Here is a 21410-nt window from a genome sequence, read left to right on the forward strand (position 1 = left end):
GCGCGCTTAACGCAGGCGCGTCCCCACGAAGCCGGCGGCGAGCGTGTTGCCGCTGGCCTGGTCGATGAGCAGGAAGCTGCCGACGGCGCCGCGGGCGGCGTACTCCTCCACCGGCAGGTCCTCCGCGGTCTGGATGGTCACGTGGGCGATGTCGTTGAGGCCGACGCCGAGCGGCTCGCCGCCGAACCCGTCGCCGCCGAACCCGTCGTCAATTCTCTCGCTGGCGGTGCCATCGCCAGCGGCGACCTTGTCGCCAGCGGCGGAGTCGATGTCCAGCACGCGGTCCACGCTGGCCACGCGCGCACGCACCAGGGACGTGCCGTAGCGCAGCTTCACGGCCTTGCCCGCGGTGATGTCCTTCTCCGTCAAGCCCACCACGGTGGCGGCGAACTCGCGCACGTCCTCCGGGCGGGGCGCTGCCGCAAGCAGGTCGCCGCGGGTCAGGTCGATGTCGTGGGCCAGGCGCAGCGCCACGGAATCACCGGCCTGGGCGGTCTCGGCCTCGCCGTCGGCGGTGTCGATGCCAACCACGGTGGTCTCTCGGCCGCCGGGTGCTGTGATTGCGTCGTTAAGCGAAATGCTCCCAGCGGTGACCTTGCCCGCGTAGGCGCGGTAATCGGAGGCGTGTTCGCGCAGGACGTACTGGATGGGGAAGCGGAACGGCAGGTCGAGGGCGCGGCCAGAGTTGACCGGGATGGTCTCCAGCACCTCCAGCACGGTGGGGCCGGTGTACCACCCGGTGTTGGTGGAGCGCTCCACAACGTTGTCGCCCTTGAGCGCGGAGATCGGGATGGCGATCGGCTCTGCGATGCCCAGCTCCTGCGCCTTCGCCTCGAACGCGGCGCGGATCTCCTCGAAGACCTCCTGGGAGTAGTCCACCAAGTCGATCTTGTTCACGCCGAGGATGACCGTCTTCACGCCCAGCAGGTGCGCGACGGTGAGGTGGCGCACGGTCTGCTCCACGACGCCGTTGCGGGCGTCCACCAAGAGCACCACCACCTGGGAGGTGGACATGCCGGTGACCGTGTTGCGGGTGTACTGCACGTGGCCGGGTGTGTCGGCGAGGATGAAGGTGCGCTTGTCGGTGGCGAAGTAGCGGTAGGCCACGTCGATGGTGATGCCCTGCTCGCGCTCCGCGCGCAGGCCGTCCACCAGAAGCGACAGGTCCAGGCCCTCGAAGCCGCGGTCCGCGGACGTGCGCTCGACGGAGGCGAGCTGGTCGGCCAGCACAGATTTGGTGTCGTGCAGCAGGCGGCCGACGAAGGTGGACTTGCCGTCGTCCACACTGCCGGCGGTGCACAGGCGCAGGGTTTCCCGGTGCGCCAGAGTTTGGGAGGCCGTGGCGTCAGTAGTGGTCATCAGAAGTAGCCCTCCTTCTTGCGGTCCTCCATTGCGGACTCGCTCAAGCGATCGTCGGCACGCGTGGCCCCGCGCTCCGTCAGGGTGGAGGTGGCGATTTCGGCGAGCACCTCATCGATGGTTTCAGCATCCGAGTCCACGGCGCCGGTGCAGCTCATGTCGCCCACGGTGCGGTAGCGCACGCGGCGGGTCTGAATCTCCTCGCCCTCGCGCGGGCCGCCCCACTCGCCCGCGGTGAGCCACATGCCGCCGCGGTTGAACACCTCGCGCTCGTGCGCGAAGTAGATGCTGGGTAGCTCGATGCCGCGCGCGCCGATGTACTCCCACACGTCCGACTCGGTCCAGTTGGAGATGGGGAACACGCGGATGTTCTCGCCCGGCAGCTTGCCGCCGTTGTACAGGTCCCACAGCTCGGGGCGCTGGCGGCGCGGGTCCCAGCCGCCGAAGGAATCGCGCACGGAGAAGACACGCTCCTTCGCGCGGGCACGCTCCTCGTCGCGGCGGGCGCCGCCGAGCACGGCGTCGTACCCCACCTCCGCGATGGTCTCCACCAGGGGCACCGTCTGCAGCGGGTTGCGCGTGCCATCCGGGCGTTCTACCAGGTCACCGCGGTCGATCCAGTCCTGCACGTGCGCCACACGCAGGCGGGCACCATGCTTTGCGACGAGCGCATCCCGGAACTCAATAACTTCCGGGAAGTTGTGGCCGGTATCCACGTGCAGCAGCTCAATGGGCATCGCGGCTGGCTGGAACGCGCGGCGGGCCAACTCGAACACGACGCAGGAATCCTTGCCGCCGGAGAACAGCAGCCCGATCTTGTCGAACTGGCCGGCGACCTCCCGGAGGATGTGGATCGACTCGTTCTCCAAATCCTTCAGGTGCGGCGAAAGTTGGTTATTCATGCAGACCACACTCCGTCTTGTTTGCAAATGCCCAGCGCCCGGCGCGCGGGTCCTCCCCTTCCGCCACCGGCATGGTGCAGGTGGCGCAGCCGATGGAGGGGTAACCCTGGCGCGTCAGCGGGTGGATGATCAGGTTATTGTCCCGCTCGTACGCCTCCGTGTCCTCGAGGCTCCACGTGACCAGCGGGGAAATCTTCAGCCGCCCGGTGCCGTCCAGCGACAGTGCCGGGGCCTCGGCGCGGGTGGGGCCGTCCGCGCGGCGCAGGCCAGTCACCCAGCCGACGTACGGGCTCATGGTGACCGCCAGCGGCTCCACCTTGCGCATGCGGCAGCAGGCGGAGGGCTCGCGCAGGTACAGGTTCGGGCCGTACACCTCGTCCTGCTCAGCGCGGGAAAGCTGCGCCGTTGCCCGCACCAGGCGGTGCTGCGGGTAGCGCGCCTCCACGTCGTCCGCCACGGCGAGCGTCTCCGGGAAGTGGTATTCCGTGTCCAGGAAGAGGAAATCCGCGCCGGGTAGGTGGCGCTCGGCCAGCTCCGCCAGCACGGTGTTCTCCATGGACAGCGTCACCACCAGCGGGCCCGGCGCGTGCTCGTGGGCCCAGGCGAGGATCTCCTCCGCGGGGGCGTTGTACAGCTCGGCGGCGTACTCCTCCACCAGTTGGGCGTTGCGCTGGGCGGTCTCGGGGTCCAGCGGCGCGGTGGTTGTCGGCCCCTCGGGGCTGACCTCCGGATCGCGGAACCCGCTGCCACCGCCTTGGGTGTGCAGGAGGTTGATCATGTTCTTACTCATTCTTGCCAGTATCTCCGGTTCCGATCAGGACCGCAGTGTGTCCGCGGCGACGGAGGGATTCCTGCAGCGCGTCGGGGGTGGAACGGGCGGCCGCCGGCGCGGTGGCAGGATCGTCCTGCCCGTAGAACTTCACCTCGAAAAGACGCAGGCACTCCCCGCACGTCCAGGAAAAGTCCGTCTCTTCCGCCGGCCACAGTTCTTCCCCGCCGCAGTACGGGCAGAACGTGGGGTGGTTCCGGTTGGGGTTCGGTGCGCGGCGCAGGCTCATCGCAGGTCATCCTCCTCTGCGCGCTGGACCCACTGGCGGAACGTCTCGCCGCCCTCGCGCTGGTCCACGTAGTGCTGCACCACGCGGGTGACGTAGTCGGTCAGCTCAGTCGACAGCACCTTGTGGCCGCGCAGCTTGCGGCCGAAATTCGCGCCCTCGCCGATCGTGCCGCCCAGGTGCACCTGGAAACCCTCCACCTTCTCCCCGTCTGGGCCGGCCACCATCTGACCCTTGAACCCGATGTCGGAAACGTGGTGGCGCGCGCACGCATTCGGGCAGCCGTTGAGCGAAATGGTGATCGGCGAATCCAGGTCACCAAAACGCTCCTCCAGCTCATCCGCCAGCTCGATCGCGCGGGACTTGGTGGTCACGTGCGCCAGCTTGCAGAACTCCAGGCCGGTGCAGGAGATCAGGCCGCGGCGGAACTCGCTCGGCTCGCTGCTTAAGCCCAGCTCCTCCAGCTCGCTTTTGAGCTTATCGACGTCGGCTGGGGAGACGTCGATAAGCAAAAGCTCCTTGAACGTGGTGAAGCGTAGCTGGGTGACGCCGTAGCGCTCCGCAAGGTCCGCGACGGCGATGAGCTGCTCGCCGGACATGTGGCCGAGCGTGGGCTTGACCCCGATGTAGACGTTGCCGTTGACCTGCTCGTGCACGCCGATGTGGTCGCGGCCGCCGAGGTTGCACGGCGCGCGCGGGCCGTCCGGGAGCGCGTAACCCAGGTACTCCTCCTCCAGCACCTGGCGGAATTTCTCCACGCCCCACTGCGCCACCAGGAACTTCAGGCGGGCGCGGTTGCGCAGGCGGCGGTAGCCGTAGTCGCGGAAGATGCGCACCACGTTCGCCCACACTTCCGGCACCTGCTCGAGGGTGATAAACGCGCCGAGGGACTGCGCGAGCATCGGGTTGGTGGACAGCCCGCCGCCGACGTAGCACTCGAAGCCGGGGCCGAGCTCGGGGTGCTCGACGCCGATGAACGCCAGGTCATTGATCTCGTGCATCACGTCCTGGCGCGAGTTGCCGGAGATGGCGGACTTGAACTTGCGGGGGAGGTTCTGGAATTCGTCGTCCAGGAAGATCTCCTGGATGCGCTCGATGGCCGGGGTGGCGTCGATGATCTCGTCTTTGGCAATGCCCGCGACGGGGCTGCCCAGCACCACGCGCGGCACGTCGCCGCACGCGTCCCACGTGCTCAGGCCGTGCGCCTCAAGCTTCTCCCAGATCGCGGGCACGTCCTCCACCTGCACCCAGTGGAGCTGGATGTTCTGGCGGTCCGTCAGGTCCACGGTGGAGCGCGCGTAGTCGCGCGAGATCTCGCCGACGGCGCGGGCTTGGGCAGTGGTGCAGCGGCCGCCGTCGAAACGCACGCGCATCATGAAGAACTTGTCCTCCAGCACGCTGTTGTCCTCGCCCGTGTGCTCGCCGCCCAGGTTCTGCTTGCGCTGCGTGTACAGGCCGAGCCACTTGAAGCGCGGGTACAGGTCCTCGCGGTCGATGGCGTCGAAGCCGAGCTTGGAATACGTGTCTATCACGCGCTGCTTCACGGCCCAGATTTCGGATTCCTGCTTGATCTCCTCGTCCCTGTTCAGGGGCGCGGGGCCGTCCACCAGCCACTGCCCCTCTGGCTTGGCTGCGCGGGGTCGCTTCACCGTTGGTGCGCTCACGGACACTCCCTTTGATCTAGACCGACCTGTCTTGCTTCCGTCGCTTATCGACGATTGAACGAAAGCATGCCGAACCGTGCTGTCTACCGCAATGAGTGTCGGGCCGAAACCGCCTAGAGCTGGCGTAACACGGGTGAATCTAAACTTTTTTCGCGGCCGCTTGGCGGGTTTGCGCCGGCCGCCGCGGCGCGCGCATGAAAATTGCCGGGTTTTACAGACAGCATTGTCTATCGGCTATATTGGCAGGGATAGTGAATGAAACCCTGCGAAAGGACACGAGATCTATGAGCCTGCGCGTTGCCGTTGTCGGTGCCGGCCCTGCCGGAATTTACGCTTCTGACCTGCTGCTGAAGAACACGGACGTGGACATCACGGTGGACCTGTTCGAGCAGATGCCGGCGCCGTTTGGCTTGATCCGTTACGGCGTTGCGCCGGACCACCCGCGTATTAAGGGCATTGTGAAGTCCCTCCACCAGGTGATGGATAAGGAAGGCCTGCGCCTGATCGGCAACGTCACCGTCGGCCGCGACATCACGGTTCAGGAGCTCACCGAGCTGTATGACGCAGTGGTGTTCAGCACCGGCGCCGTCCGCGACCGCGAGCTGCTGATCCCGGGCGGCGAGCGCTCCATCGGCGCCGGCGAGTTCGTCGGTTTCTACGACGGCAACCCGCGCTTCGAGCGCTCCTGGGACTTGAGCGCCAAGGAAGTCGCCGTGGTTGGCGTGGGCAACGTTGCGCTGGACATCTCCCGCGTGCTGGCCAAGACGGGCGAAGAGCTCCTAGTCACCGAGATCCCGGACAACGTGTACGAGACCCTGCGCGATAACAAGGCCGAGGTTGTGCACATGTTCGGCCGCCGCGGCCCCGCCCAGGCGAAGTTCACCCCGAAGGAGCTGCGCGAGCTGGATGAGTCCCCCACCATCCAGGTGCTGGTGGATCCGGAGGACATTGATTATGACGCGTTGAGCGAGGAAGTCCGCCGCGCCGACAAGTCCGTGGACCTGGTGTGCAACGTGCTGGAGTCCTACGCCATGCGCGAGCCGGATGATGCTCCGCACAAGATCTACATCCACTTCTTCGAGAACCCGGTTGAGGTGCTCACCGAGGGCGAGGGCGAAAACACCCGCATTGTGGGCATCCGCACCGAGCGCCAAGAGCTCGACGGCGAGGGCGGCATCCGCGCCACCGGCCAGTTCACCGACTGGCCGGTCCAGCAGGTCTACCACGCCGTGGGCTACCGCTCCGAGCCGGTCGAGGGCGTGCCCTTCGACTTCGAGCGCCACGTGATCCCCAACGACGGAGGGCACGTGCTTTCCGACGGCACCGTCACCGGCGCCGACGCCGAACTCACCGGCGCCGGTGCTGGCGAGGCCGCGGGCGAGCCGCAGCCGGTGGACAAGCTGTACGTCACCGGCTGGGTCAAGCGCGGCCCGGTCGGCCTGATCGGCAACACCAAGTCCGACGCGAAGGAGACCACGGACATGCTGGTCGCCGACGCACTGGCCGGCCGCCTGGCCGCCCCGACCACGGACGACCCGGACGCCGTACTCGAACTGCTGAAGTCCCGCGGCGTGAACTACGCCACCTGGGACGGCTGGTACCGCCTGGATGAGGCGGAGCGCGCCGCCGGCGCGGAGTGCGCCACCAACCCGCGCGAGCGCAAGAAGTTCGTGGAGTGGGAGGACATGCTCGCCCACACCACCCACACCAAGGGCTAGCGCGAGGTCAAGACTTCCAGCGCGGCGGTGTTGAGGAAGACCTTAGAGCGGCCGGCTCGATGTTCTTCCACCACGCCGGCCGCCGCGAGCTGGGATAGCCACGCGGATGCTGTTTGGCGCTGGGCAAGACCGGCACCCACCACGTCGTTGATGCGGACGTACGGCTGTACAAAAAGCAGTTCGGTAAGTTCTGCGGCGGGAGCGATCCCGAGGGAACGAACCTGCTCGGTGGTGCGGGATTGCAGATTAGAAATGGCGTCGATAAGCAGGAACGTGCTCTGGGCAGAGGTGGTAACCGCCTCGGTCATGAACAAAATCCATTCCTCCCACGCGCCTTCTGCGGTGACGGCACGGAGGAAGCGGTAGTACTCGCTCTTGTTGTCCACAATATGGCCCGAGAGGTACAGCACCGGAAGGTCAAGCACGCCTTCCTGCAGTAGCAGCAGGATGTTGAGGATGCGGCCGGTGCGGCCGTTACCGTCATAGAACGGGTGGATTGCTTCGAACTGATAATGCGCAGCCGCCATGAGCACGATCGGGTCGAGCCCGTGATTCGAATAGAGATAGCGCTCCCATGCGGCGAGGTGTTGCTGGATTACCTCGGTACCCTCAGGGGGTGTGTAGAGTCGCAGGTTTTTCGACGGATCCCCGATGTAGGTTCCCGGTGTCGAACGCAGCATTGCGGGTTGGCCTTGGAGCGTGGAGCATACCTCTACCGCCAACTTCTCCGACACCGGCCGTGAATCCAGCAGGTCAACGCCGTGGCGCAGTGCATCTCTGTACCGCAACGCTTCCTTAGTCGCGGGATTCGGTGCGGGGTCAACGTTCCATTCTGCACGAAACAGTTCATCATTCGTGGTGACTATGTTTTCGATCTCGGTGGAGGCCTGCGCCTCGCGGAGCGGGATTGTGGAGGTAATAATGTCCGGGTTTGGAATAAGCCTGCACGCGGTGTTCAACGCCGCAAGCTCTGACCGCGCCTCAATCACAGCTTTAAGCACCCGCGCGGTTTCAAGCGTTTCCGCTGGCGGGAGGGGCGGGAGATCGTTGAAGGGCCGATCTGGATCGAAGGGCGACATGTCGAAAGCATAAACACGTCGTCACGACGTGTCGATTTCCGCGCCCAAAATCGACATGTCGCGTGAACATGTCGATTTGATCGACATCGCGCGGGTAGCATCTGCGGGTTGTGGACCTCATCAACATCATCGGGCGCTACGCCCGGCGGTACAGCCCGCAGATCGCGGCGGTGGTGGTGTTGCAGCTGATCACCGCTCTGGCGACGCTGTACCTGCCGGACCTCAACGCCGCGATCATCGATAACGGCGTAGCCCAGGGCGACGTCGATTACATTTGGGCGACCGGCCGCATCATGCTTGTGGTCGCGTTCGTCCAGGTTGCCGCCGCGATAGGCGCCGTATGGTTCGCCTCCAAGGCCGCGATGGGCACCGGGCGCGATATCCGCGCGGCGGTGTTCGACCACGTGACCGCCTTCAACAAGGAGGACATGGACCACTTCGGCACCGCCACCTTGATCACCCGCGGCACCAACGACGTGCAGCAGATCCAGATGACGCTGCTGCTGGCGTTGAACTTCATGGTCACAGCACCGATCATGGCTATCGGTGGCGTCATTATGGCGGTGCGCCAGGACGCGGGCATGAGCTGGCTGGTCATTACCGCCGTGCTGGTCTTGGGCGTGGCGGTGACCATCTTCGCGGTCGTCCTCATGCCGATCTTCCGGCAGTGGCAGACCAGCCTGGACACCATGAACGGCGTCGTGCGCGAGCAGATTGCGGGCATCCGCGTCATCCGCGCGTTCGGCCGCGAGGAGCACGAGACCGGGCGCTTCACCGAGGCGAACGCCAACCTCACGCGCCTGGGCTTGAACATCGGACGCGCGTACGTGCTGATGTTCCCCGTGGTCATGCTGATCCTCAACCTCGCCACCGCGGCCGTCCTCTGGTTCGGCGGCCACCGCGTGGATGAGGGCCTGATCGATGTCGGCGCGCTGACCGCACTCATGCAGTATCTGATGCAGATCCTGATGGCCGTGATGATGGGCGTGTTCATGCTCATGATGCTCCCGCGCGCCATCGTCTGCGCCCGCCGCGTGGGGGAAGTCCTTGCCCACGCGCCGCGCGAGACCGCACCCATCGCACCGGCCCCCGAGGGCACTGTGCTTTTCGACGACGTGTCCTACCAATACCCCGGAGCCGAAGCGCCCGTGCTGAAAGAGCATCAGCTTCGAGGCCAAACCCGGCACCACCACGGCCATCATCGGCGCGACGGGCAGCGGCAAGTCCACGCTGCTGGGCCTCATCCCCGGCCTTTACGGCCCCACCTCCGGCACCGTGGGCGTGGGCGGCAGCGTGGCCATGGTTCCGCAGAAGCCGTGGCTGTTTTCGGGGACCGTCGCAAGTAATTTGCGCACCGCGAACCCGGACGCGACGGATGAGGAGCTGTGGGCGGCGTTGGGCACGGCGCAGGCAACGTTCGTCGATACGCTTGACATGCCCATTTCCCAGGGCGGCACCAATGTCTCCGGCGGTCAGCGGCAGCGGCTGTGCATTGCGCGCGCCTTGGTTGCGCGCCCGAGCATCATGCTTTTCGACGACTCCTTTTCCGCCCTCGACGCCCTCACCGAGTCGAATCTCCGTGGTGCCCTCGCTGGCACCACGGGGACCATGACGCAGATCGTGGTCGCGCAGCGGGTGGCCAGTATCACCGACGCTGACCAGATTCTGGTGATGGAGGCCGGCGAGATTGTGGATCGCGGCACCCACGCGGAGCTGATGCAATCGAGTGAGACCTACCGCGAGATCGCTCGCAGCCAGGAGGCGGTGGACGCATGAGCAACAACACCACTGAGCAGATGAGCGACGGGCAGCTGAGCGATGAGCAGCTCGCCGAGTACGAAGAGAAGATGGCGGGGGACGATTACTCCAGCAAGGCACCCCGCAAGGCGAAGCACTTCTGGCCGTCCGCGAAACGGCTGATGGGGCTGCTCGCGCCGTACAAGCTGGCGATTACGGCCGTGTTCGTCATGAACGCCGCCTCCGTCCTCCTTGGCGTGTATGCGCCGAGGGTGATGGGTCGGGCGATGGACGTGATTTTTTCGGGCGTCGTCAGTAAGCAAATGCCCCCGGGCGTGACCAAGGAGCAAGCCGTCGAGGCAATGCGCGCGGCGGGCCAGGAACGGTTCGCGGATATGGCCAGCGCGATGGACCTGAACCCCGGCCACGGGATTGATTTCTCGCGCCTGGGCACGCTGATTACCGCGGTGCTGGCGCTGTACGTAGTGTCCGGTGTGCTGATGTGGGCGCAGGGCGCGTTGCTGAACCGGCTGACCATGCGCGCGATGTACAGCTTGCGCCAGGATATTGAGGCGAAGCTGCACCGTCTGCCGCTGAGCTACTTTGACACCCGCCAGCGCGGCGACATGATGAGCCGCACCACCAACGACGTGGACAACGTGGAACGCGCGCTGCAGCAATCCCTGGCGTCGTTGTTCAACGCGGTGCTGACCTTGGTGGGCATCATCGTCATGATGTTCACGATCTCCCCGCAGCTCGCACTGGTTGCCCTGCTGGCCATCCCGCTGACCGGCCTGGTGATGGGGCTGATTGGCACTCGATCTCAGCGGCAGTTCCGCACCCAGTGGAAGGCCACCGGCGACGTGAACGGGCACGTGGAGGAGAGCCTTTCGGGCCACGACGTTGCCCTCATCTTCGGCCGCACCGAGCAGATGCGCGAAGAGTTCGGCCGCCGCAACGAGGAGCTGGCGGGCGCGGCGCAGAAGGCGCAGTTCCTGTCCAACTCGATGCACCCGATCATGCAGTTCATCTCCTACCTGAGCTACGTGGCCATCGCGGTCCTCCTCGGCGGCGTGAAGGTAGCAAACGGGCGCCTCACGCTCGGCGACGCCACCGCGTTCATCCAGTACTCCCGCCAGTTCAACCAGCCGCTGGGCGAGATCGCCGGCATGATGCAGATGCTGCAGTCCGGCGTGGCCAGCGCCGAGCGCATTTTCGAGCTTCTCGACGCCACCGAGGAGACAGCCGATTCCTCCGACGCGTCCCTCGGCGGCCGCGCTCGCGGGCTGGTGGAGTTCAATGACGTGGAGTTCAGCTACAGCACCGCCGAAAACGGTGCCGAGACGAAGGCCGACACCGAGCCGCTGATCCACGGCCTGAACCTGCGCGTGGATCCCGGCCAGACCGCGGCGATTGTCGGCCCGACGGGCGCCGGCAAGACCACGCTGGTGAACCTGATCATGCGTTTCTACGAGGTGGACGGCGGGGCGATCCTGCTGGACGGCGTGGACATCCGCGAGCTCTCCCGCGCTGAACTGCGCGGCCAGATCGGCATGGTGCTGCAAGACGCGGTGCTGTTCAAGGGCACGATCATGGACAACATCCGCTACGGCCGCCTGGATGCCACCGATGAAGAGGTGCTGGAGGCCGCCCGCGCCACCTACGTGGACCGCTTCGTGCGCGCGCTGCCGGACGGGTACCAGACCGAGGTGGACCAGGACGGCGGCAGCATTTCCGCCGGCGAGCGCCAGCTGATCACCATCGCCCGCGCGTTCTTGGCGCAGCCGGCGCTGCTGATCCTGGACGAGGCCACCTCCAGCGTGGACACCCGCACCGAGGTCCTGGTGCAGGAGGCGATGAAGGCACTGCGCGCGGACCGCACCTCCTTTGTCATCGCGCACCGCTTGTCGACGATCCGGGATGCCGACCTGATCATCGTCATGCGCGACGGCACCATTGTGGAGCAGGGCTCCCACCAAGACCTCATGGCCGCCCGCGGCGCGTACTGGGAATTGCAACAGACCCAGTTCGCCGAGGAGGAGTGATGGGTTCGGACTATGCACCCTTGGCCGAGGAGATGAGCTTTCGCAGTTCACTCACCGGGACAACTGCGTCATCGCTGGCGGTTTCTGCAACCCCCAATTCGACCATGGAACGCAGCACCGCGCCGGTCGTACGGCCCTCGCGTCGTGCAATCTCACGCACGGCGTTGAGGACGTGGGTAGGTAGCCTGACCGTGAATGCAGACATTGCATCCGGTCCAGCTTGGTCGCCGAAAGCCGTGGGCTCCGCGTCCTCCAATGCCTCAGAAATATCGCTGTTGTCGTAGTAGTTACGTAATTCGTCAATAGATTGTTGGTTCATTTCTTCCTCCGGTACACCCGGGTTTCCCCGATTGTCATGTCTCGAGCTGTGACAACGAAGTACCTGCCATCCTCCGCCTCCGCCAACACCGCCAAGAGATAGCGGCCCGAAAATGTTGTTCCTTGGGCGATAATCGTCTGTTCTCTACCCTTCCTTATTGTCAGAGGTTCCCCCGACAGCAGTTCAGCCACCTCCTCCGGAAGAACATTGTGACGAGCGATATGTGCCTCACTTGAATCCGTCCATTTAAGTTCGAAAAACACTTTCAATCCCCCCGATTGCCTGTGTACGAATCGTATACGTACCAGCACCCTCCCACAAGACATCTGCGCCCACTCACAAACGCGATCCGGTCGCCTCCCACTGACCCGCTAAGATGTTCTGCGTGACCCACCCGCATAATCTCCGTCTCTCCGACGCCGAGCGCACCGAAGCGATGAGCGCCTTGGGCAAGGCGTTCGGCGAGGGCCGCCTCAGCCTCGACGAGTACGACACGCGCTGCAAGGCCGTCGCCGCCGCCAATTACCACGCGGATCTGACCCCGCTGTTCCAGGACATTCCGCAACGGCCGAACTTCAGCCCGAGCGCCGCTACGGGCACCGGCTCCACCATCTGGTCCCAGGCAACCACCGGCGCTGCCGGCAACGAGTTGCAGGTCTACACCGCCCCGGAGATCATGGCGGCCCGCCGCGCGGGCCAGCGCAAACGCGCGGGCGCATTCTGGCTGGGCACCATTGGGGCGATCGGGGCGATGGGCATTGGCGCCGGGATCAACGCGCCGGTGCTTTCCGGTCTGGCTATGCTGCTGATTCCGACGCTGTTCGTGCTGCTCTACATTATGAAGATCGGCCCGGACGACTGGTACATGCCCACTCTGAACCAGTTGGAACGCAACCGTCGTGAAGTAGCAAAAGCGAAGGCGCTGGAGCTTGAGGCGTCGCACGCCTACGAGCAGGCGCAGCGCAAGCTCGAGCGGAAGGCGCAGATTGACCGCCTGACAAACGATGCGTTGGGCATGGCCCAGGACACCCTTGACCGGTTCAAGCCCAAGGGGAATTAGCTCGGGCACGCGGGCACACATAGCTTTTTCTGGGATGCGCACATATTGGATTTGGCGCAGATAGATGTGGGAACCACACATACATCCGCCGAATCCACAATGTGGCGCATTTCTTCTCGCCACGCTTTGCCCCGCGCGACTCCTGTGACTGAAGTGACGCATAGAATGAGCCACATGAGCAGCAACGCAGAGACCGGGGTCACCGCAGGGGCCGAACTCATCGCTGAACCACCGGCACGAGAGACGCATGAGGCGCAAGAAGCCGCTGAGCGCGAGAGCACGCCAGCCGGGACGAAGCCGCTGAAAAAGCACCGCCACTTCGACCAGGCGGAGAAGCTCAAGGACGTGTTCTACGACATCCGCGGCCCGGTGAGCGCCACCGCGGAGCAGATGGAGCGAGACGGTCACACGATTCTCAAGCTCAACACCGGCAACCCGGCCATCTTCGGCTTCGAGGCACCGGACGTGATCATGCGCGACATGATCGCGAACCTTCCAACGTCTCAGGGATACACGACGTCGAAAGGCATTATCCCTGCCCGGCGCGCGGTGGTGACCCGCTACCAGGAGATCCCGGACTTCCCCGAGTTCGACATCGACGACGTGTACCTGGGCAACGGCGTGAGCGAGCTGATCACTATGGTCACGCAGGCTCTGCTTAACGACGGCGACGAGATCCTCATCCCCGCCCCCGACTACCCGCTGTGGACCGCGGCCTCCACCCTCGCCGGCGGCAAGGTGGTGCACTATTTGTGCGATGAAGAGGACGAGTGGAACCCGTCCCTGGAGGACATCCGCTCCAAGATCACCGACCGCACCAAGGCGATCGTGATCATCAACCCGAACAACCCCACCGGCGCCGTGTACTCCCGTGAGGTGCTGGAGGGCATCGCGGACATTGCGCGCGAGCACGAGCTGCTCTTGCTTGCCGACGAAATCTATGACCGCGTCCTCTACGAAGACGCCAAGCACATTTCCATGGCCGAGGTAGCTCCCGACCTGCTGTGCGTAACGTTCAACGGACTGTCCAAGGCGTACCGAGTGTGCGGCTACCGCGCAGGCTGGATGATTATCACCGGCCCGCGTCGCCGCGCCACCGGCTTCATCGAGGGTTTGGACCTGCTCTCCGGCACCCGCCTGTGCGCGAATGTGCCCGGCCAGCACGCCATTCAGGTGGCGCTTGGCGGCCGCCAGTCCATCTACGAGCTCACCGGCCAAGGCGGCCGCCTGCGCAAGCAGCGCGACGTCGCCGTGCAGAAACTCCGCGAAATCCCGGGTGTGAGCGTGGTTGCGCCGAAGGGCGCAATGTACTGCTTCCCCAAGGTGGATACGGAGATGTACAACATCCACGACGATGAGCGCTTCATGCTCGACCTGCTCAAGGCCGAGAAGATTCTCATGGTGCAGGGCACCGGCTTCAACTACCCCAAGCCGGACCACTTCCGCGTGGTGTTCTTGCCGTGGGCATCCCAGCTGGAAAACGCCATCGAGCGCTTGGGGAACTTCCTGGCGGATTACCACCAGCACTAACGCGAACGGACAAGTCGCTGTAGTGTCAGGTCCATGACCACGACGCTGCGGCTTAACGCTACACAGGACAAGATGCTCACGGGCATCGCTGCGAGCTGCGGTGCTTCCAAGGAGCAGGTTGTTGACCGGCTCATCCGAGAGGAATGGGAGCGATCCGAAGCCCGTAGATTTGCTCACCGCGAGTTGGACCGCATCTTTGCCACACGAGCTGAACTTATGGAGCGTCTCAAAGACGCATAAGGGACCCAAGAGCGGTCCTGCGGAGCCAGATCGTTGGCCAGTGGTTAGAAGACCAAGGTTTTCACATCCGAGATTGGGGGCTGCTGGAGGCCACGCTCGAACGGCCATGGCAGCAGTTTGAGGGGGTGGAACTCTATCCAGATATATGGCTCAAGACTGCAGCGTTGCTAGACAGCATCGAGTCCAGCCATCCTCTCTACGACGGGAATAAGCGCGCCGGGGTGTTGCTAGCGTCGCTGATGCTTTCATCGCAAGGCATCGATGACAATTTGATCAGCGATGAATCTTGGTTCAATATCGTTTGCGATATTGCCTCCACCCACCCGTCTTTGGATGAAATCGCGTTGATGCTGCGATCGTCAGTTGACGGTCAGCCGACACTTCGCAGCAATGCGTCGGACACGCGCTTTTGATCGATTAGTTTTGCGACACCACATGAATGTGTGAGGCGGAGAGCGTAGCTGCCGATACGTTGGGAGGTAGTTGTTTCCCTCCCATGATCGGAGCTTCCCCCATGAAGAAATCCCTGGTTGCCGGCGCTGTCACGCTGGCGCTTGGTGCGAGCGCGCTCGTCGCACCGCACGCTACCGCCGCCCCGCAGAGCCCACCGGCTGGGGCGGCCCGCGGTACGTGTGCCGTCAAAGTGGCCGCAACGCAGGCTATTGGCAACGGTAATGCAGAAGCTGTTAGCGCGAGCGGTCTCACCGTGGGCGTTGACACGGCTTATACGCTAGGAAGCGGTGCCCCGTTTACCGCTACTCCGTGGTTGAAGACAGACGGTAGCCAAGAGCGAATCTACGACGGTCCCTTGTCCGCGAAGGTTACCGCTGAGATTAGTTCCGGTACTGGCGGAGGTACCGGCTTGAAACTCGCGTACGGTGCAGCTTCTCTGGGCACCCCGGTATCTGCAGGCACAGTTAACCAAACCACTCCGCCGTCCAAAGCGAACGGCGGCACAAGCACCGTTTTCGGCGGGAAGGATTCTTTCACGGCTTCACCATCCCCATCCGGCTTGTACGCATGGTCAGTCGGGGGCAATCAAGTTCGCCAGAACACCTTGAACGAGGAAGGCCGTTTCGTCCAGGTATCGATCGAGGCGGAGGGCAAGGTTAAGCCGTGGCCGAGCGAGAACGATAACTGCCAGCCCCTGAACGTGCTCCTAGGATCAACAAATGAGGTAGCCCCGAACGGTATTGCACAGCCGACCGGCGCAACAGTGAACAACCTCTCCACCGGGGATCTTGGCCGCCTTACCGGCGTTGTCACGGACCACCGCGGTCGGGCGGTCGAGGGCGCGAAGGTAAGCGTCGACAACAACGGAGCTGTGAGCCTCCTCCTCCCGCAGGGATACTCCAATGCGCAGAACATTGTGCGTGTGCAGGTGCAGGGCAAACCGCGCTACAAGTCCGATGGCTCGACTGTTGCCCGTTACGGCGAGAACCAGAACGTGGGCACCGAGTTCAACGTTCCGGTGCAGTCTAGCCACAAACCGTTCGACGACCTTCCGGTAATTGGTGAGAACGGTAACTGGTGGATCAACGGGGTGGATACCGGGAAGCCTTCCACCGGTGCACAGGGACCCCAAGGCCCCGCCGGTCCGCAGGGCGCGCCGGGCAAAATTGAAACTACGCCCCGCATCGGTGAGAACGGTAACTGGTGGGTCGGTGACCAAGACCTCGGTGTGAAGGCGCAGGGTGTGCGTGGCCCGCAGGGCGAGCCCGGCCCGGTAGGCCCAGCAGGTCCTCAGGGCGAGCCCGGCCCGCAGGGTGAGCGTGGCCCGCAGGGCGAGCCCGGCCCGGTAGGCCCAGCAGGTCCTCAGGGCGAGCCCGGCCCGCAGGGTGAGCGTGGCCCGCAGGGCGAGCAGGGCCCGCAAGGTGAGCGCGGCCCCCAAGGCGAACAGGGCCCGCAAGGTGAGCGCGGCCCTCAAGGCGAACAGGGCCCCGCGGGTAAGCCTGGCGCCACCGGCCCCGCTGGCCAGGGCGTACCAGGAAAATCTGCTTACGACCTGTGGCTTGAACAGCCCGGTAACGCCGGAAAGTCTGTCCAGCAGTTCCTTGACTCTCTGAAGGGGGAGCCGGGCAAGGACGGCAAGGATGGAAAAGACGGTAAGGACGGCCGAAACGGTACCGATGGCAAAGACGGCGGACTCGTCGTCCCCCACATCGGCTCCAATGGCAACTGGTGGGTTGGCGATTGGGACACCGGAATCGACCCTCAGGGCAAGATGGGTCCGACTGGTCCGGCTGGTCCTGCAGGCGCACAGGGTCCGCAAGGTCCTGCCGGCCCAACCGGTCCTCAGGGCCCCGCTGGGTCGCAAGGTGAGCAGGGCCTCCCCGGGGCGCAAGGCCCCGCCGGACAGCAAGGTCCTGCAGGCCCCGCTGGGCCGCAAGGTCGCCAGGGTCCTGCAGGCGCACAGGGTCCCCAGGGTCCTGCGGGTGCGAAGGGCGAAGACGGTCAACCCGTGATCCCGCATATTGGCCCGAACGGCAACTGGTGGGTAGGAAACATTGATACCGGCGTCAACACGCAGGGTAAGCCGGGTCCGCAGGGCCCGAAGGGTGAGCCTGGCGCAAACGGCGCGCCAGGGCAGCAGGGTCCAGCAGGTGTTCAGGGCCCCCAGGGCCCGGCCGGTCCGAAGGGTGACTCTGCTACCCAGCTCGTATACAACCAGCCGTACGTGGGTAACAACGGAACTTGGTGGATCGGCAACCGCAACACCGGCATCCCGGCGACTGGCCAGACGCCTGTGCTGAGCGCCAACGGCACGTGGGTGATCGGCGGCGTCGACACGCTTGTCCCCGCACAGTTCTCCCAGGGCGGGTCCTGGTCCTCGCTTGCCACGCTCACCCCGGGTCAGTTAGCTGCCGCGATCCTGATCCCGCTGGTGGTCGTCCCGGTCGCACTAATCATCGCTGCCAAGGCATTGGGCCTTGACACGGCGCTGAACAACGCCCTGGTGCGCGCAGGCAACTAGCCCACACAGCATCAGACCCCGGCGAGCAGAGCACACCCGCTCCCCGGGGTCAGTTAGTTGCTACCCTATGCGTTTCGCCAGGTTGGTCCACCGGCCCGTGCCAGCATGAGAGCGGGAAGCTCGAAATTGTGTTTTCGGGCCACCTGGATTCCCCTCAGGCGGATTGTCACCACGCCATTTGCCTACCCCGGGGTTAGCCGGGGTTTGCGTCTGGACAAGGTAGTAGCTACAGGCTGCGGCCGAGGGCGTGGATTTCCCAGCCGGCGTGTTGCCATTGGGTGACGGGCAGGACGTTCCGACCGTCGATAAGCAGTTGCTTTTCGACGAGGCCTGCGGCCCAGGTGGGGTCCATCTGCTTGAACTCATCCCACTCAGTGGCAAGAATCACCAGCTCGGCACCACGCAGCGCGTCCTCCAGCGATGTCGCGTAGTCCAGGGTGGGGAACACGCGGCGCGCGTTGTCCATGCCCTGCGGGTCATACACACGCACACTCGCACCCGCCAAAGACAGCTGACCGGCAACAGCCAGGGCCGGCGAATCGCGCACATCGTCCGAGTTCGGCTTGAACGCCGCACCCAGCACGGTGATGCGTTTGCCGATCAAGCTGCCGAGTACTTCGCGCGAGAGGTCCACCACGCGCTGGCGGCGGCGCATGTTGATCGCATCCACCTCACGAAGGAACGTCAACGCCTGATCCGCACCCACCTCACCGGCGCGGGCCATGAACGCGCGGATGTCCTTCGGCAAGCACCCGCCGCCGAAACCAAGACCCGCACCAAGGAACTTCCATACGGTCGTCGTGACCGATCGCATCCGCAAGCTGGGTCACATCCGCACCCACGATCTCGCACACCTCGGAAACGGCGTTGATGAACGAGATCTTGGTAGCCAAAAACGCGTTCGCGGACACCTTCACCAACACGCGTTCGCGGACACCTTCACCAACTCCGCGGTCTGCAGGTCGGTGACGATAAACGGGGTGTTGTTCGCAAGCGGGGTGGCGTACACCTCGCGGGCAACCTCCTCCGCCCGGGTGGTTTCACCGGTGTTGGCGCCGCGCACACCGAGCACGATGCGGTCCGGGGTGATGGTGTCTTGCACCGCGTAGCCTTCGCGCAAGAACTCCGGGTTCCAGGCGATCTCCACGGTGGTGCCTTCAGGTGCGAGCTCGTCCGCGCGAGCCTGCAACGCTGCTGCGGTGCCGACCGGCACGGTGGACTTGCCGAAGATGATGTGCTCGCCTTCAAGCTTGGGCACCAAATCCTCGATGACCGCCTCCACGTAGCGGGTGTCCGCCGCATAGGAGCCGCGCTGCTGCGGGGTGCCCACGCCGATGAAGTGGACGTTGGCGAACTCAGCGGCCCTGTCGTAATCGGTGGTAAACGCCAGGCGGCCGGCCTCGAGGTTGCGCTCCAGCACCTCGGGCAGGCCCGGCTCGTAGAACGGCACCTCACCGTTTTGCAGGGAGTCGATCTTTGCCTGGTCCACATCCACACCAAGAACTTCGTGGCCCAGCTCCGCCATGCAGGCCGCGTGGGTAGCCCCCAAGTAGCCCGTACCAATCACCGTCATACGCATGCAGTCGATTATGCACACAAGCCGACTGGTTGCAGGGCGTTGCGGGTGGGGGCTTTCGTCGGAAAGCAAAAAGCGCCGCGAACATGCGCGGCGCTATGCGGGAGTGTGGCTAGTTGATCTGGCCGTCCTCGGACTGGCCGGCACCGGACTCGGTCGCCTCACCGGTCTCGGTCGGGAGGATGCCGTCGTTCCACTCGGTGCCCTCGTTGTGGCCCGCAGCCGGTTCAACGGTCTTCACAGCCGGGTCGATGTTGTTCGCATCGGTCTTGTCCGGGTCGAGGTACTCCTCCTCGGTCATGCCGTGGTGGCCGTGGCCGCCGCAGCAGCCGGCCGGCGCGGTCTCGGCGGTGGTGTTGTTGGTGCTGGCCGGGGTCTCCTCCGCAGGAACAGCGGTCGGGGCCTCGTGGTGGTGGCCGCAGCCGCAGGAGGAAGCCTCAGCGTGCGCAGCCGCGGCGTCCGCGTTGTCCTGCAGGCCGTGGTTGTGGCCGCACTTGCACTCGCCCGGAGCGCAATCGCAAGTCTGGTGGTGGCCGCACCGGCAGTGGCCCGGCTCGCAGCCGCAGGAAGCACCGGTGTTGGTGGCGTGGTCCGCCGGAACAATCTTGATCTCCTCGCGGACCTGCGTGGTCTCAACCGGCTTGTGGTGGCCGCAACCGCAGGAAGAAGCCTTCGCCTCGGTGTTGGCCGTGTTAGCGGAATCGGTGGCGTTCAGGCCAGCTGCGTCGGTGTACAGGCCCTCGGAATTGTTCGGGGTGTTGGGGTTGGTCATGGGGAGTTCCTTTCGTCGTAAAGCTTGATGCTTCAACTCAAGGTTACCGAAAGTGCCGCGCAGGGCTGGGGCCTAATTTGGCTTGAGCTGGTGGAGCGGGAAGGTGCAGAACCCGTCCGCAAGCGTGGCAGTAACTCCGGTGCCGGTAATGATTGCTTTGAATGCCGGCGGCCCAAATTCGTGATCGATCGACGCGGTGGCCTTGCGTAGCGACGCAATTCCGTGCTCAACGCCATTGAATCCCAGCTTCACCTCCACTGCTGCCCACCGCCCGTCTGGCAGCGTGAGCACCGCATCAATCTCGTTGCCGTTCGAGTCCCGGTAGTGGTGGATCGAGCCGCCCATCGCCTCAACCATGACCGCCAAGTCATGCACCACCGCCGATTCAAAAAGCAGTCCTGTTGTCTCCGGGTCCTTGCTGAGAGAATTGCTCGTCGCCCCGAGTGCAGCAATGGCCAGACCCACGTCCGCCAGGTGGTGCTTGGGCGCTACCCGGAGGCGCGCCTTCGACCTCAGGCGGGGGGCCCACGCCGGCACGGCCTCCACCACGAAAATCCGCTGCAAGCTATCCAGGAGCTTCTTCACCGTAGGCAGGGAAATGCCGGGACTCACAGCATCCAGGTCTTTCCGAAGTGTCGCGACAGAGACCCCCGCTGCCGTAGAACGCGCAATGGCGGTGATCAACCGTTCGGTTGCAAGCGGGGTAATGCGTAGGTCCGCGACACGCTGCATGTCTGAGCGTGCAGTCTCCGAAAGATACGCCCGCAGCTGAGTGAGCACGACCTGCTCGTTGCCAGGGCGGTACCCGGGGAAGCCCGGGATGAGGAAGTTCTGGATGACCTCCTCGTAGCTAATTTGGTTCGCATTTGGCTCGAGCGCTTCCCCGTCGAAAAGGGCAGCAAGGGACACTTCGGGAGCGTAACCAGCCTTTTCATACAGCGTGAGAGTGCGCTGCCGCATGCGCAGGAACCGACCAGCACCGGTGTGGCGGGTCAAGCTGTCTGGGGGAACAGCGGAACCCGCAAGGATGAACTGCCCTGGCGCATCCGTGGCATCTACCTCTCGCCGGACAAGGTTGAAGAGGTCTGGCGCCGTCTGCCATTCGTCCAACAACCGCGGCCGCGGACCAGCTAACACGCTTCTGGTGGCGAGGGTTGCCACTTGGTTGGTCGCCGGATCATCAATGAGAGCAAACGACGCACTGTGGTGCAGGCCAGTCATCGTTTTACCGCATCCACGCGGACCTTCAACGATCACGGCCCCGCCTGCTTCCAGCAGAAACTCCATCCGCTGGTCCACTACTCGCGGCTTGTATTCCTTGCCTGCGATCTGAGGCGTATCCATGCCTGGGACTGCGGCTTTCCTGTGAACCTCTGTGGC

16 protein-coding genes and 2 pseudogenes are annotated in these 21410 nt (G+C 64.6%); 8 read left to right on the plus strand and 10 right to left on the minus strand.

Going from position 1 to position 21410, the window contains the following annotated elements; translation table 11 throughout:
* Nucleotides 1-6 precede the first annotated feature (6 nt).
* From JZY91_RS09925 to JZY91_RS09945, 5 genes are read right to left on the minus strand one after another with little or no spacing between them, the layout of a single operon-like run.
* A complete protein-coding gene (locus tag JZY91_RS09925) occupies nt 7-1359 on the minus strand; it encodes a sulfate adenylyltransferase subunit 1 (RefSeq protein ID WP_234947713.1) in 1353 nt (450 codons plus the stop codon).
* Nucleotides 1359-2261, minus strand: a complete 903-nt coding sequence (cysD, locus tag JZY91_RS09930) for a sulfate adenylyltransferase subunit CysD (protein WP_234947714.1) — start codon at nt 2259-2261, stop codon at nt 1359-1361. Before cysD ends, JZY91_RS09925 begins: the two co-directional genes overlap by 1 nt.
* Nucleotides 2254-3039: a phosphoadenylyl-sulfate reductase gene (locus JZY91_RS09935; RefSeq protein WP_234949123.1), complete on the minus strand. Its 786-nt coding sequence runs from the start codon at nt 3037-3039 to the stop codon at nt 2254-2256. Before JZY91_RS09935 ends, cysD begins: the two co-directional genes overlap by 8 nt.
* A gap of 4 nt (nt 3040-3043) precedes the next feature.
* A complete protein-coding gene (locus tag JZY91_RS09940; protein ID WP_234947715.1) occupies nt 3044-3319 on the minus strand; it encodes a hypothetical protein in 276 nt (91 codons plus the stop codon).
* Entirely contained in the window at nt 3316-4986 is a 1671-nt protein-coding gene (locus tag JZY91_RS09945) for a nitrite/sulfite reductase (RefSeq protein ID WP_234947716.1), read from the minus strand. Before JZY91_RS09945 ends, JZY91_RS09940 begins: the two co-directional genes overlap by 4 nt.
* A 278-nt stretch (nt 4987-5264) precedes the next feature.
* Here JZY91_RS09945 and JZY91_RS09950 point away from each other — a divergent pair, with 278 nt between their 5' ends.
* The gene (locus JZY91_RS09950) at nt 5265-6698 is read left to right on the plus strand and encodes an FAD-dependent oxidoreductase (protein ID WP_234947717.1); all 1434 of its coding nucleotides are present in this window, start codon (nt 5265-5267) and stop codon (nt 6696-6698) included.
* Here JZY91_RS09950 and JZY91_RS09955 read toward each other — a convergent pair.
* Complete coding sequence (locus JZY91_RS09955) at nt 6695-7777, minus strand: Fic family protein (protein ID WP_234947718.1); 1083 nt, start codon at nt 7775-7777, stop codon at nt 6695-6697. The genes JZY91_RS09950 and JZY91_RS09955 overlap by 4 nt on opposite strands.
* A 110-nt stretch (nt 7778-7887) precedes the next feature.
* Between JZY91_RS09955 and JZY91_RS09960 the strand changes: the two are divergent.
* Nucleotides 7888-9553, plus strand: a pseudogene (locus tag JZY91_RS09960) (ABC transporter ATP-binding protein).
* On the plus strand, nt 9550-11559 hold the full coding sequence (locus JZY91_RS09965) for an ABC transporter ATP-binding protein (protein WP_304504129.1): 2010 nt from the start codon (nt 9550-9552) through the stop codon (nt 11557-11559). Before JZY91_RS09960 ends, JZY91_RS09965 begins: the two are co-directional and overlap by 4 nt.
* Before the next feature lie 10 nt (nt 11560-11569).
* Here the strand turns inward: JZY91_RS09965 and JZY91_RS09970 are convergent, their stop codons facing one another.
* Nucleotides 11570-11878, minus strand: coding sequence for a hypothetical protein (locus tag JZY91_RS09970; protein ID WP_234947719.1), 309 nt, complete (start codon nt 11876-11878; stop codon nt 11570-11572).
* Between the two features lie 385 nt (nt 11879-12263).
* Here JZY91_RS09970 and JZY91_RS09975 point away from each other — a divergent pair, with 385 nt between their 5' ends.
* From JZY91_RS09975 to JZY91_RS11765, 5 genes are all read left to right on the plus strand, one after another.
* Nucleotides 12264-12938 (plus strand): DUF1707 domain-containing protein, encoded by a 675-nt coding sequence (locus tag JZY91_RS09975; protein ID WP_234947720.1) that lies wholly within the window; start codon nt 12264-12266, stop codon nt 12936-12938.
* Between the two features lie 174 nt (nt 12939-13112).
* Nucleotides 13113-14468 carry a pyridoxal phosphate-dependent aminotransferase gene (locus JZY91_RS09980; protein WP_234947721.1) on the plus strand — a complete coding sequence of 452 codons (1356 nt, stop codon included), beginning with the start codon at nt 13113-13115 and terminating at the stop codon, nt 14466-14468.
* 33 nt (nt 14469-14501) lie between these two features.
* Complete coding sequence (locus tag JZY91_RS09985; RefSeq protein ID WP_234947722.1) at nt 14502-14708, plus strand: hypothetical protein; 207 nt, start codon at nt 14502-14504, stop codon at nt 14706-14708.
* A gap of 29 nt (nt 14709-14737) precedes the next feature.
* Complete coding sequence (locus JZY91_RS09990) at nt 14738-15121, plus strand: type II toxin-antitoxin system death-on-curing family toxin (protein WP_370639290.1); 384 nt, start codon at nt 14738-14740, stop codon at nt 15119-15121.
* Nucleotides 15122-15765: 644 nt separating this feature from the next.
* Nucleotides 15766-17682: a hypothetical protein gene (locus JZY91_RS11765; RefSeq protein WP_304504130.1), complete on the plus strand. Its 1917-nt coding sequence runs from the start codon at nt 15766-15768 to the stop codon at nt 17680-17682.
* 226 nt (nt 17683-17908) lie between these two features.
* Here JZY91_RS11765 and JZY91_RS10000 read toward each other — a convergent pair.
* The 3 genes and pseudogenes from JZY91_RS10000 to JZY91_RS10010 all read right to left on the minus strand — a co-directional run bounded on the left by JZY91_RS10000 (nt 17909) and on the right by JZY91_RS10010 (nt 21374).
* Nucleotides 17909-19261 (minus strand): annotated as a pseudogene (locus JZY91_RS10000) (UDP-glucose/GDP-mannose dehydrogenase family protein).
* 109 nt (nt 19262-19370) lie between these two features.
* A complete protein-coding gene (locus JZY91_RS10005) occupies nt 19371-20030 on the minus strand; it encodes a hypothetical protein (RefSeq protein ID WP_234947723.1) in 660 nt (219 codons plus the stop codon).
* Between the two features lie 72 nt (nt 20031-20102).
* Entirely contained in the window at nt 20103-21374 is a 1272-nt protein-coding gene (locus tag JZY91_RS10010; RefSeq protein ID WP_234947724.1) for an ATP-binding protein, read from the minus strand.
* Nucleotides 21375-21410: the final 36 nt, after the last annotated feature.

It is taken from the genome of Corynebacterium sp. CNCTC7651, from assembly GCF_021496665.1.
GTDB lineage: Bacteria > Actinomycetota > Actinomycetes > Mycobacteriales > Mycobacteriaceae > Corynebacterium.

Bases quoted from the DNA above. Each gene is read 5' to 3' on its own strand.
- JZY91_RS09925 (WP_234947713.1), bottom strand. From the start codon at position 1,359: ATGACCACTACTGACGCCACGGCCTCCCAAACTCTGGCGCACCGGGAA.
- cysD (WP_234947714.1), bottom strand. From the start codon at position 2,261: ATGAATAACCAACTTTCGCCGCACCTGAAGGATTTGGAGAACGAGTCG.
- JZY91_RS09935 (WP_234949123.1), bottom strand. From the start codon at position 3,039: ATGATCAACCTCCTGCACACCCAAGGCGGTGGCAGCGGGTTCCGCGAT.
- JZY91_RS09940 (WP_234947715.1), bottom strand. From the start codon at position 3,319: ATGAGCCTGCGCCGCGCACCGAACCCCAACCGGAACCACCCCACGTTC.
- JZY91_RS09950 (WP_234947717.1), top strand. From the start codon at position 5,265: ATGAGCCTGCGCGTTGCCGTTGTCGGTGCCGGCCCTGCCGGAATTTAC.
- JZY91_RS09955 (WP_234947718.1), bottom strand. From the start codon at position 7,777: ATGTCGCCCTTCGATCCAGATCGGCCCTTCAACGATCTCCCGCCCCTC.
- JZY91_RS09965 (WP_304504129.1), top strand. From the start codon at position 9,550: ATGAGCAACAACACCACTGAGCAGATGAGCGACGGGCAGCTGAGCGAT.
- JZY91_RS09970 (WP_234947719.1), bottom strand. From the start codon at position 11,878: ATGAACCAACAATCTATTGACGAATTACGTAACTACTACGACAACAGC.
- JZY91_RS09980 (WP_234947721.1), top strand. From the start codon at position 13,113: ATGAGCAGCAACGCAGAGACCGGGGTCACCGCAGGGGCCGAACTCATC.
- JZY91_RS09985 (WP_234947722.1), top strand. From the start codon at position 14,502: ATGACCACGACGCTGCGGCTTAACGCTACACAGGACAAGATGCTCACG.
- JZY91_RS10005 (WP_234947723.1), bottom strand. From the start codon at position 20,030: ATGACCAACCCCAACACCCCGAACAATTCCGAGGGCCTGTACACCGAC.
- JZY91_RS10010 (WP_234947724.1), bottom strand. From the start codon at position 21,374: ATGGATACGCCTCAGATCGCAGGCAAGGAATACAAGCCGCGAGTAGTG.